This is a genomic window from Mucilaginibacter sp. P4_C11, assembly GCF_056402115.1.
In genome coordinates this window covers 126,286-137,901 of the sequence record NZ_JBFUIA010000014.1, presented here as the reverse complement: position 1 = coordinate 137,901, position 11,616 = coordinate 126,286, and the positions used below count along the sequence as shown (strand labels likewise).

Genomic DNA, 11,616 nt, shown 5'->3' with positions numbered 1-11,616 from the left:
TGTTTAAACAAATGTCTGAAAGTATCGATAACCAAACTCCTCCTTCAGGGGGCCGGGGGGCACACGTTTGCCTTACCCCTGCATTGCTGCCACTTTTTAATGTGGAGGAATACATTGTAGTGGTTATTGATATTTTCAGGGCAACATCATCTATATGTTATGGTATTGAAAACGGTGCTGAGGCTATTATCCCGGTATCACAGGTTGAGGAGTGTTCCGCGTATAGAGAGAAAGGGCTGGATTACCTTTTGGCAGCAGAACGCGACGGAAAAGTAGTTGACGGCTTTGATTTTGGTAATTCGCCATTTTCATACACTATCGAAAAAGTTGCCGGTAAAACAGTGGTGCTTACCACCACAAACGGTACCCACGCACTGCATTTATCCCGCACAGCTAAAAAGATTGTGATAGGATCGTTCCTGAACCTTACTGCATTAAGCGACTGGCTCAAAACGCAGAACGATAACGTATTGCTGGTTTGTGCGGGCTGGAAAAATAATTTCAACCTCGAGGATACGCTGTTTGCCGGTGCCGTAATCGATCAATTAAAAACTGACGGTTATATTTTGGATGATGCCGCGCTGGCCGCCAATGATTTGTACCAATTGGGTAAGCATGATATTAACGATTACCTCAAAAAGACATCCCACGGCGAGCGGCTTAAAAAATTAGGTATCCAAAAGGATATCGATTTTTGTTTGCAGGTAGATATCGCAACGGCTATCCCGGTGTTGGATGGGGAGCGATTGGTGAAATTACAGCAATAAAATTAGCAGGGTATTAGCGTCTTTTTATTCGGCATCCTTTTGCAGTTTTCTTTTTCTTGCCCATCTTCTGAACCACAAAAAAACTATAAGTGCTATAACTAAAACCGGCCAAAGTGTGATGATTGTAAAAAACAAGCCTTGTACAATATCCCAGCTTTGGGTTATTGCCTGTTTAAACCGGTAGCTAAAGCCATTTTCGTTAGTTGTTCGTTCACCTTGTTTATTGTAAAAAGTGATATCAAGCGAGCTGAAAGCAACCTGGCGAGTCATATAATTTAGCTGCCCCTGGGTTGACTCGATATCCGTGCGGATATCGGCTATCTTGTCCTCTATCTCCAATAAGTCGCTTGTTTTTGTGGCTCTTCTTAACAAGTCCAGGTATCGGCTTTCCAGTAACTGTTTGTTTTTTAACCGGGTTGCTATGTCGATAAAATCTGAGGTAACATCTTTCCTGCGGATGTTTTTAGTGTCGATACTATCGCCGCTGGCTTGCAGCGCATCCAGGAACCTGTCGAAATTTTTTGAGGGTACGCGGACCTTTAAATCAAATTCTTTTTGACTGTTATCGCTGCCATTGGTTTCTGTTTCTTCGGCTACATAACCTCCAAGGCTTTGTAATGAATTTACTATTTTTTGTTTTGCAGCGTTGAGGTTGCCGGTATGGAAACGGATTTCGCCTTCCTTAATGATCTTTTTTGAAGTATCAATCGTCTCTTTTTGGAGTGATATGCTTTTATCTGCAGCTGATTTAGCTAAAGAATTTGCGTTGCCTATACTTTTTTCTTCTGCCACCGGTGGCGGTGCCAGCATGATATCCGCAGCATTCATTTTTGATGGCTCACTTTTCTTTTCGCATGAACAGAGCGCAATCAACAAGGTAAATGAGATAATATAATTTTTCATAATAAGGAAGTCTAGTTTTGAGTTTTAACGGCACTTTCCTTATTAAAGTATCTAAAATGCGATTTTTAACAAATTTAATTTTGTTAAATAATAAAAATAAATATATAATTTTGACTTGCGCTATTTCAGCTTCTCGTTATTCTTATGCCGGTCGGCGTCACGGATGCTTTTCTTTTCCATATTCTTTTCCAGTGCATCCGTGAGGTCGATACCGGTTTGGTTAGCCAGGCATATCAGCACAAAAAGCACATCCGCCATTTCATCTGCCAGGTTTACCTCTGTATCCGATTTTTTGAATGATTGTTCGCCATACTGCCTCGCCATAATGCGGGCTACTTCGCCCACCTCCTCCATCAAAATGGCAGTATTGGTTAACTCATTAAAATACCGGATGCCCGTGGTATTTATCCACTTATCTACCAGATGCTGTGCTTCTTTAATTTCCATAAAAGTTGTTAAAATATTTTCAATGATTGTCTCTGTCCCTGGTATCCATCACAATGGTTACAGGGCCATCATTCAATAAACTAATCTTCATATCGGCTCCAAAAATGCCGGCAGCTATTTTTTTACCGATGATGTTTTCAAGCGTTTTTATCATTTGCTCATACATCGGAATCGCTTTATCGGGTTTTGCCGCCCGGATAAATGATGGCCGGTTTCCTTTCTTTGTTTGGGCAAATAAGGTGAATTGCGATATCAGCAATATGTCGCCATTGATATCGGCAAGGGCTTTGTTCATCAGGCCGTTCTCATCGCCAAAAACACGCATGCCTGCAATTTTATTGGCCAGCCAGTTTAGATCCTCGTCAGTATCGGCATCCTCGATACCCAGCAATACCAGGAAGCCGGCGCCAATTTGCCCGGTTATTTCACCATCAACTTTGCAACTTGCTTCGGTAACCCGTTGTAATACTGCCCTCATTATTCTGATTGTTTGGAAGTAGAAAGATAGTGCAAAAAAGGTTCATGATACAATAAGCGTTGTTTTCTTTCTTGTCTGTCTATTCTCATATCTTGTTACTTACTCATAGTATATTAAAAAAGTCGTCATTTTTTGCTCAAAAACCGCTAAGTTCGCAACCGCTATTATTTTTTTACTGATAGGTTCACAATGACTACTAAAAGAGGCTTTACAACTACCCTATTACATGCCGACCGCCTGGGCAAGCCAGAGCATGGATCTTTACATAAACCAATCCACACTTCGGTTACTTACGGGCACGAGGATGTGCAGGATTTGGTTGATATTTTTCAGAACAAAAAGAAAGGTTACGCATACTCGCGCCAGGGAAATCCTACGGTTACCGCATTGGAGTATAAAGTAACCCAAATGGAAAAGGGCTTGTCTTCTATCGCTTTCTCTACCGGTATGGCGGCTATTTCGGCCACCATTATGGCATTAATAAAGCATACAGATCATATTGTAGCCAGTTCGTTTTTATTTGGCAACAGCCGCAGCATTTTTCAAACGTATATTGATTTAGGTTTGGATATTACCTTTGTTGATGCTACAGATGTTGAAAACGTTCGCGCCGAAATAAAAGAAAATACCAAACTTATTTTTGTTGAAACCATTGCCAACCCTGCCACGCAAATTGCAGATTTGGAGGGTATTGGCACACTTTGCAGCGAAAAAGGAATTTTATACGTGGTAGATAACACCATGACGTCGCCTTACCTGTTTAACCCGGTTGATGTACAGGCAGGCCTGGTAATCAACTCGTTAACTAAATACATTGGCGGTCACGGCAATGCATTAGGCGGCAGTGTTACCGATACCGGCTTGTTTGATTGGAGCGTATACCCCAATATTTTCCCGAGCTTTAAAACCCAGGTAAAACCCGAAGCTTTGGGTATGACGCAGATTCGTAAAAAAGGACTTCGCGATGCAGGCGGCACTTTATCGCCCGAGGCTGCACACTCTTTGTCTGTAGGGTCAGAAACGCTGGCTTTGCGTTTGGAGCGGGCCTGTAATAACGCGCTGGCGTTGGCTACATATTTTGAAAGCCATCCAAAAATTAAAAAGGTATTTTATCCGGGCCTGGAAAGCCACCCACAACATGAGCGTGCCGGTAAGTTATTTGCCAAATTTGGCGGGCTGATGAGCATCGAACTGGACGACAGTATTGATTGCCTTGCATTTTTAAACAAACTACAGCTGGTAGTAAAATCGAGCAACCTGGGCGATACCCGTACCCTGGCTATCCCCGTAGCCCAAACCATATTTTTTGAGCTTGGTGCCGAGCGCCGCGCCGAAATGGGTATTCCCGAAAGCATGATCCGCCTATCAGTAGGTATCGAAGATTTGGATGATTTAGTGGAAGATTTTAAGACAGCTTTGGAATAGAATCGAGAGGTTAGAGTCAGGAATTAAGACGATATTTTTAGAGGACAAAGAATGAAAACATGCAATAAAAGTTCATTCCTTGTCCTTTTTATCTTTGCGCTTTGTTCTGCATCGTGTAAGCACGATCGCGTGGTTAATACTTCCTTTTATTACTGGAAAACCGTTTATAAGGCCAATCCTACCGAGCAGGCTTATCTACGGCATTTTCACGCCAGTAAATTGTACGTGCGGATAATGGATGTTGATATGGACGAAACGGGCACCTCGCCTGTTCCGATATCGCCCATTACCTTTAATGCTCAACTGCCGGATACTGTTGCTGTTGTTCCTGTTGTATTTATTGTTAATAACATTCTCAAAAACATCACCCATCCTCAGCTAGATGACCTGGCCGGTAAAATCAGCAATTTTGTTGATGGCAAAATACACCAGGCCGGCAAGTATACGTTTGATGAATTTCAGGTGGATTGTGACTGGACGGCAAGTACCCGCGAGAATTTCTTTTATCTGCTGAAAAAGCTGCAACAGGTACCTTACTTAAAAAGCAGGTGTTTTTCGGTCACGCTAAGGCTTCATCAAATAAAAAATCAAAAAAGCAGCGGCATCCCACCGGTTAGCCGGGTAATGTTAATGTGTTATAATATGGGTAACCTGCGCAAGTATGGGCAGCAAAACTCTATCCTGGAAATTGCCGAACTGAAGAAATATATCGGCGATAACATGAGCAATTATCCCCTGCCTGTTGATGTGGGTTTGCCGCTATTTAGCTGGGCGGTGGCCTTTCGTGATCATGAGTACATTGGTATTGCAAAAAGAATTTCGATTGATGATTTGCATAACAAAAATCAGTTTATATTTATAGGGAATAATATTTACCGTGCTAAAACAGACCTGCCCGATGATGGCTTAAAAGCCAATGACGAAGTAAGATGGGAGGCAGTTTCGGCCGGTGATTTGCAAGCCACAGCCGCTTACTTATCGCCGCTGATAAAAGCAGATACACTAAATGTCATTTATTTTCACCTTGACGAGCCAGTAATAAAAACCTATACCTATGCCGACCTTGAAAAAACTGATCATATTTTCCGTTAGCGTTATTGCATGCTTTTTTATAGGGGTTGCTATTGACCTGGCTTGTGGCCCGGAAGCAGATCCGTATGATTATTATGCTTCTTTTTTTCATAACACGATACAGGAGAATGATAATTATAAATCATTTTATTTTAACGGGATGTCGTTTTTAAATGAGGACCATGACCCGCTTGACGAGGCAAATGTTAATAGCGCCGAATGGGCTGCGCATTTAGGTAAAGGCGTATTAGAAGGCGACGTGAGCAAAGCGATGTATGAATTTAACAGGCCTGTTGATTCGTTATTGCTTTTAAATTATTTAAAGCCGAACGGTAGGCTACCTGATAGTCTGAAAAAAAATACGTTCTTAAGAGTGCTCGTTTCAGGAAGTAATAATGAAGCGTTGCAATATTATCGTTTTGCGAAAACATTGGAGCCGTTAACCGTCTCATCTGTTGATATTAGATGGAGTACAACGTTGCCAGATAAAAAGTTGATGCATGCTAAAGCACGCGAGGCGGTAAAATATGCCAAAACTACTGCTGGTAGTTTTATAAAGCTGCGCTATTATTACCAGGCACAGCGCTTGATGTATTATGCCGGCGAAGAACTTGGTGCAACTAAATTATATGCCAAACATATAGCAGGTTCTAAGTCAAAAAGTCACGTTAAAGGTTGGGCACTTTCATTAAGAGCAGGAAGCGAATGGAGAACAGGCGATCCGGCAAAGGCAGCTTACTTGTTCTCGGTAGTGTTTGCCCGTTATCCCGAGCGACGGATACAGGCTTTTTACGAGTTTAATGGTATTGACATTCCGATTGCAAGTATTACGAAATTTGCCAAAACCCCCAACCAAAAAGCTTACGTGTACGCGATCAAGGGGTTTCGCAACCCCAAGGTGAGTCTTTCAGCACTTGCCTCGGTTTATCAGTGTGCACCAAAATCAGAATTGATAAAAATGTTGTTGGTGCGCGAAATCAATAAAATAGAAGAGGGGTACCTTTGGTCAAAAATTAATAAAAAAATACTTTCTAATCCTTACGATTACTATCATTTTGTTTTTACGCCTAAAGCCAATTCCGTAAAAAAACAAGAAACATATTTACCCCGCCTTAAGGCGTTTTGTAACCGCCTGGCAAATGAAGGAAAATATAGGCAGCCAGCATTAGCCAAACTTGCGGTAGCCTATCTTTCCTGGATGCAGCATAACAATGCCGACGGTTTTAAAGCTTTAGCTTCAATAAAAGGTGTACTAACTCCTGCGCTTGAGGATCAGAGACAAATGATAAGGCTTTTACTATTAGCCCAAAAGATAAATAAGCTCAATCGTATAAACGAAGCAGAATTGGCAACATCTTTATCATGGTTAGATAAAAAGGTAAAGTGGGAGGCCGCTTATACTAAATACCAATTGGGAACTAATTATGGAAACGATAGCTATTATCTTAAAAGCTATTCAACATCAGCACGTGACTTTTATAAACTGGTATTGTCGCCAATTTATCTAAAACAAAAAGATACCGCGATGGCCGCCCTCGCAATACTCAGAGGGGATCAAACAATACCCATTTATAGAGTGGCTCCTGGCTTTAATATGCCGGATTTTTTACAACGCAAAGTACGTTCGCACAATCTTGAAAAAATGATATCATTGATTAAAGACCGTAACAAAACACCGTACCTTAAGGTGCTCACTTCGGAGATAAACCAAAAGCTAAGCTACGATATATATGACCTTTTGGGCACAGCTTATTTGCGAGAGCACAAGTATGTAAATGCATTTGGGGCCTTTAAAAATATCCCGAAAGAGCTGGCGAAACATACACCATATACCGATTGGGCGGGAAAAGAATATAGTGCAGACCCTTTTTTCGAGAACGAGCGCATGGGTAAACCTACATATAAAAAAACGGCTTACACAAAATCAAGCTTTGCGCTGCGTATGGCTAAATTAGAAAATCTTGTAAAAACCGATCCCCGGAATGCAGCACAATATTATTACCAAATAGCAACAGGCATGTATAACACATCGTATTACGGTAATGCATGGTACTTGATTGCTTATACCTGGGCCGAGTATGATTTTGACCGTAAACGCGATGAGTATTACGACACCGATTTTTTAAGAGCCTCTAATGCAAAGAAATATTACCTTAAAGCCCGGGCTTTAAGTAAAAACAAGGATTTTGAGGCCCGCTGTACCTTTATGGCAGCCAAATGTTGTCAAAACCAGGTTAGGTACCCGCAACATTATTACCTTACCGATAAGGAATACCAAATAGCAATTAATAAATACAACGTTATGATGGAGCATAATCCCTATTTTGTTGAATTGCATCAAAACTACTCAAAAACTGCTTTTTATAAACTTGCCATAAATGAATGCAGTGATTTCAGAGATTTTATAGCGGGGAGGAAAAAGTAGGGGTTTATTATCGAACGATGGGCCAGCACATGAAGCTGTCTTAACTCTTGATTCTAATCTCTTAACTCTTTTCCCTAAGCCCTGGTATCATTCCCATGATAAATGCTCAAATAGCTTTCATAACGTGATAGTTCAATATCACCCTCTTCCAAAGCTTCCAGCACAGCACAGCCTGGCTCGTTAATGTGGCGGCAGTTGTTAAAACGGCACTGGTTCATGCGCGAGCGCATTTCAGGAAAAAAGTGGCTTAATTCGTTTTTTTCTATGTCGATAACACCCAATTCGCGGATGCCGGGGGTGTCGATAATAAAGCCGCCCTGGGGTAGTTCAAACATTTCGGCAAAGGTGGTGGTATGCATGCCTTTGTCGCTCCACTCAGATACCATGTGGGTACGCAGGTCAAGGTTGGGCAACAAGGCGTTAATAAGGCTTGATTTGCCTACGCCGGAGTGGCCCGAAAACAGCGTTACCTTATCTTTTAAAAGTTTCTGTACTTTATCAATGTTGGTGCCCTCCAATGCTGATACTTCAAAGCAGGGGTATCCAATTTTTTCGTAAACGGCTTTCAGGTCGGCCAATATTTCCAGGCCTTCGTCGCTAAACAAATCTACTTTGTTAAATATCAATCGGGCAGGTATATCATAAGCCTCGGCGGTAACCAAAAATCGGTCGATAAACCCTAATGAGGTGCGTGGCGAAGCTAAAGTTACTACCAACAGCGCCTGGTCAAGGTTGGCAGCTATAATCTGGGCCTGCTTGCTCAGGTTAATAGCCTTGCGGATTATATAGTTTTTACGCTGGTGCAGTTTGGTAATTACCCCGCTTTCCTGCTCGGGTTCCATTTCAAATTCCACCACATCGCCCACGGCCACGGGGTTGGTGGTGGTGATGCCTTGCATCCTGAATTTGCCTTTTATCCGGCAATCAATCCGTTGGCCATCGGGTGTTTGCACCTGGTACCAGCTTCCGGTTGATTTGATGAGTAATCCCTGCATAATAATAAAGGCTCAAAAGTAACAAATACTATGCAGACCATTGTTAAAACAGGGAAATAGCTATAGCCAGGGGTAAATAGTTAACGGCGAAAAGTTGTTATTTAAAAATAGCTAACGGAATAAGCTTATGGCTTGGGGAGATATGAGCATTAAGCGAAACCTTGTTTTTATTGCATGATGCTGGTTAAATGATGGAGCTGCCCAAGCGACTTGTATGGGCCAACACCAGGCACAAATATTTGGATGCGCCTAAATTGCGCAATCAGTTTAGTGTTAACCATGATAAAATATAAAATATTGATTATTAAATACTTATGAGTGTTTTATCTGAAATGTGTTAAGTTATGTTAACCCAATTAGATGCGTTTGCCTTGCACAATGCTGTTAATGAGGCCTCCGTTTTTAAAAAAGTAAAATAAAGCTTGCTTATTATAAAAATATCTATTTACTTTGTCGACATTATAAGTATGACAGCTAACAACACCATTATTACAACAATTATTACCACCGGCATAAAACTCGGAGGAAGATAATCGTATGGTGTAAAACATAAACAAAAGAAACCAAATGAAGCCTTCCTCCAAAAACGAGGAAGGCTTTTTTATTATTTATATTGCTAAAACCACACAATGAAAGTTTTAAAATTCGGCGGCACATCCGTAGGTTCCGCCGCAAGTATCCAAACGCTTTTAAACATATTAAAAGGCGAAGTAAAAAATGAAGTTAAGCCGGTTGTTGTATTATCGGCGATGGGCGGGGTAACCAACCTATTGGCCTCAATGGCCGAAGATGCCGCCAATGGTAAAGAGTTTACCGCTCAACTGGCCGAACTGGAACGCCGTCATTTTGAAGTAGTAAAAACACTGCTCGACGTGCAAAACCAAAACCCGGCCTTCACCCGTTTAAAAATTCACTTTAACCAGTTAGAGGAATTACTGCAGGGCGTATTAACGCTACGCGAGCTTACCCCCAAAACCCGCGACCAGGTACTTAGCTTCGGCGAACGCTGCTCGACCATTATGGTGAGCAAAATTGCCGCCCAGCATTTTAAAGACGTATTATATGTTGATGCTGCCGATGTAATTAAAACAGACAGCGCCTTTGGTAATGCCAAGGTAAACACCGACCTGACCGAACTGCTGATAAAGACTTTACACCAGGAAAATAAAGATAAAATATTGTTTGTTACCGGTTTTATTGCGGGTAACGATGCCGGCCAAACCACAACATTAGGCCGCGGCGGCTCAGATTATACCGCTGCTATCTTCGGCGCGGCGCTTAATGCCAATGAAATTCAGATATGGACTGATGTAAACGGTATGATGACCGCCGACCCACGCATGGTTAAAAAAGCATTCTCATTAACCGAGCTTACTTATACCGAAGCCATGGAACTTTCCTACTTCGGTGCCAAAGTGATCTATCCGCCAACCATGATCCCGGCTTTCCTAAAAAAGATACCTATTGTTATCAAAAATACTTTCGAACCGGAATTTGAAGGTACTGTGATCCGTCATGATTGCAAGGCGTCAAGCCTGCCTATCAAGGGCATTTCGTCTATCAACAATATCAGCATCCTTAATTTAGAGGGCAGCGGCATGGTAGGTAAATCGGGTTTTAGCGGCCGTTTATTCTCGCTGTTAGCCCGCGAGCAAATCAATATCATCTTAATCACCCAATCATCATCAGAGCACAGCATCACCTTTGCGGTACAGCCACAGGATACCGAAAAGGCCAAACAGCTGATAGAACAGGAATTTGAACTGGAGTTGTTAGCTAAAAAGCTGGAGCACCTGGTTATCGAAAAAAACCTGGCCATATTGGCCGTGGTTGGCGAAAACATGAAGCAAACGCCGGGCATGTCGGGTAAGTTGTTTCATGCACTGGGGCGTAACGGGGTTAACGTGAGGGCTATAGCCCAGGGTTCGTCGGAGTATAATATCTCGGTTATCATTTCGGCTCAGGATCTTTCAAAGGCCCTCAATGCAGTACATGATGCTTTCTTTGTACAGCTAACTAAAACACTTCACGCTTTCTGTTTAGGTACCGGCAACATTGGTAAAACGTTGTTTGCCCAGCTAAATGCCCATACCGATTACCTGAAAGATAATAACGGCATCCAGGTAAAAGTTGCCGGCATCAGCAATACGCGTAAAATGACTTTTAACAGTGATGGTATTTCTTTAGATACCTGGCAAAATGATATAGAAGCATCACCATATAGCGCCGATTTGAAAGAGTTTATTGCCAGGATGAAGGCCATGAACCTGCCCAACTGTGTGTTTATTGATAATACCGCCAGCCCTAAGCCAATTGAGTTTTATGAGGATGTGTTTAAAGCTAATATATCGGTAATCACCTGCAATAAAATTGGCAACTCGGGCAGTTATGCGCAATACCGCACTTTTAAAGATACCGCGCGCCGCCATGGAGTCGATTTCTTTTACGAAACCAACGTTGGTGCCGGCCTGCCTATCATCAACACCCTAAAAAACCTGATGAATAGCGGCGATAGGGTGCAACGCATTGAAGCTATTTTATCAGGAACCATATCGTTCATCTTTAATAACTTTAAGGGCGATGCCAACTTTCACGATGTGGTGAAAGAGGCACAGGAAAAAGGATATACCGAACCCGACCCACGCGACGATTTGAGCGGTAAGGATTTTATGCGCAAAATGCTCATCCTGGCCCGTGATGCAGGCTACCCGATGGAAGAAACCGACGTTGATATTGAAAGCGTATTGCCAAAAGCCAGCCTTGAAGCAAAATCGGTAGATGATTTTTACGCTACGCTTAAAGCAGAAGACGCCCACTTTGCAAAGCTAAAAGATCAGGCCGAAAAAGACGGCAAGGTGTTACGCTACATAGGTAAGCTGGAAAATGGTAAAGTAACGATCACCCTGCAAATGGTTGATGAAAATCACCCGTTTTACATGCTATCGGGCAGCGATAACATTATATCGTTTACTACCGATAGGTACAAGGAACGCCCGCTGGTAGTAAAAGGCCCGGGCGCCGGCGCAGAAGTAACGGCTGCAGGTGTATTTGCTGATTTGATAAACTTGGGCGCGAATTAGAAGTCCCCTAACCCCCTGAAGGGGG

Annotated in this window: 9 protein-coding genes; 5 read left to right on the top strand and 4 right to left on the bottom strand. The window is 42.3% G+C overall.

Features of this window, described 5'->3' with window-relative positions; genetic code table 11:
• Positions 1-11: 11 nt before the first annotated feature.
• Positions 12-767 carry a 2-phosphosulfolactate phosphatase gene (locus AC1DU2_RS14800; protein ID WP_477385111.1) on the top strand — a complete coding sequence of 252 codons (756 nt, stop codon included), beginning with the start codon at positions 12-14 and terminating at the stop codon, positions 765-767.
• A 24-nt stretch (positions 768-791) separates the two neighbouring features.
• Here AC1DU2_RS14800 and AC1DU2_RS14795 read toward each other — a convergent pair whose 3' ends face one another.
• The 3 genes from AC1DU2_RS14795 to dtd all read right to left on the bottom strand — a co-directional run bounded on the left by AC1DU2_RS14795 (position 792) and on the right by dtd (position 2,595).
• Positions 792-1,670 carry a DUF4349 domain-containing protein gene (locus AC1DU2_RS14795; protein WP_477385110.1) on the bottom strand — a complete coding sequence of 293 codons (879 nt, stop codon included), beginning with the start codon at positions 1,668-1,670 and terminating at the stop codon, positions 792-794.
• Positions 1,671-1,790: 120 nt separating this feature from the next.
• Entirely contained in the window at positions 1,791-2,117 is a 327-nt protein-coding gene (locus AC1DU2_RS14790) for a nucleotide pyrophosphohydrolase (RefSeq protein WP_090638190.1), read from the bottom strand.
• 19 nt (positions 2,118-2,136) lie between these two features.
• The gene (dtd, locus tag AC1DU2_RS14785) at positions 2,137-2,595 is read right to left on the bottom strand and encodes a D-aminoacyl-tRNA deacylase (RefSeq protein ID WP_477385109.1); all 459 of its coding nucleotides are present in this window, start codon (positions 2,593-2,595) and stop codon (positions 2,137-2,139) included.
• Positions 2,596-2,784: 189 nt separating this feature from the next.
• On the opposite strand from dtd, the gene AC1DU2_RS14780 reads away from it, so the two are divergent.
• The 3 genes from AC1DU2_RS14780 to AC1DU2_RS14770 are packed head-to-tail and all read left to right on the top strand — an operon-like array spanning position 2,785 to position 7,516.
• The gene (locus tag AC1DU2_RS14780) at positions 2,785-4,020 is read left to right on the top strand and encodes a cystathionine gamma-synthase family protein (protein ID WP_477385108.1); all 1,236 of its coding nucleotides are present in this window, start codon (positions 2,785-2,787) and stop codon (positions 4,018-4,020) included.
• A gap of 51 nt (positions 4,021-4,071) precedes the next feature.
• Entirely contained in the window at positions 4,072-5,112 is a 1,041-nt protein-coding gene (locus tag AC1DU2_RS14775; protein ID WP_477385107.1) for a hypothetical protein, read from the top strand.
• Positions 5,075-7,516 carry a hypothetical protein gene (locus tag AC1DU2_RS14770; RefSeq protein WP_477385106.1) on the top strand — a complete coding sequence of 814 codons (2,442 nt, stop codon included), beginning with the start codon at positions 5,075-5,077 and terminating at the stop codon, positions 7,514-7,516. The genes AC1DU2_RS14775 and AC1DU2_RS14770 overlap by 38 nt, the downstream gene beginning before the upstream one ends.
• Before the next feature lie 74 nt (positions 7,517-7,590).
• Here the strand turns inward: AC1DU2_RS14770 and rsgA are convergent, their stop codons facing one another.
• Positions 7,591-8,511: a ribosome small subunit-dependent GTPase A gene (gene rsgA, locus AC1DU2_RS14765; RefSeq protein WP_477385105.1), complete on the bottom strand. Its 921-nt coding sequence runs from the start codon at positions 8,509-8,511 to the stop codon at positions 7,591-7,593.
• 629 nt (positions 8,512-9,140) lie between these two features.
• On the opposite strand from rsgA, the gene thrA reads away from it, so the two are divergent.
• Positions 9,141-11,591 (top strand): bifunctional aspartate kinase/homoserine dehydrogenase I, encoded by a 2,451-nt coding sequence (thrA, locus tag AC1DU2_RS14760; protein WP_477354856.1) that lies wholly within the window; start codon positions 9,141-9,143, stop codon positions 11,589-11,591.
• The last annotated feature ends 25 nt before the right edge of the window (positions 11,592-11,616 follow it).

What these genes read in the sequence shown, in the direction of transcription:
- AC1DU2_RS14800 (WP_477385111.1), top strand. Translation starts at nt 12, where the DNA reads ATGTCTGAAAGTATCGATAACCAAACTCCTCCTTCAGGGGGCCGGGGG.
- AC1DU2_RS14795 (WP_477385110.1), bottom strand. Translation starts at nt 1,670, where the DNA reads ATGAAAAATTATATTATCTCATTTACCTTGTTGATTGCGCTCTGTTCA.
- AC1DU2_RS14790 (WP_090638190.1), bottom strand. Translation starts at nt 2,117, where the DNA reads ATGGAAATTAAAGAAGCACAGCATCTGGTAGATAAGTGGATAAATACC.
- dtd (WP_477385109.1), bottom strand. Translation starts at nt 2,595, where the DNA reads ATGAGGGCAGTATTACAACGGGTTACCGAAGCAAGTTGCAAAGTTGAT.
- AC1DU2_RS14780 (WP_477385108.1), top strand. Translation starts at nt 2,785, where the DNA reads ATGACTACTAAAAGAGGCTTTACAACTACCCTATTACATGCCGACCGC.
- AC1DU2_RS14775 (WP_477385107.1), top strand. Translation starts at nt 4,072, where the DNA reads ATGAAAACATGCAATAAAAGTTCATTCCTTGTCCTTTTTATCTTTGCG.
- AC1DU2_RS14770 (WP_477385106.1), top strand. Translation starts at nt 5,075, where the DNA reads ATGCCGACCTTGAAAAAACTGATCATATTTTCCGTTAGCGTTATTGCA.
- rsgA (WP_477385105.1), bottom strand. Translation starts at nt 8,511, where the DNA reads ATGCAGGGATTACTCATCAAATCAACCGGAAGCTGGTACCAGGTGCAA.
- thrA (WP_477354856.1), top strand. Translation starts at nt 9,141, where the DNA reads ATGAAAGTTTTAAAATTCGGCGGCACATCCGTAGGTTCCGCCGCAAGT.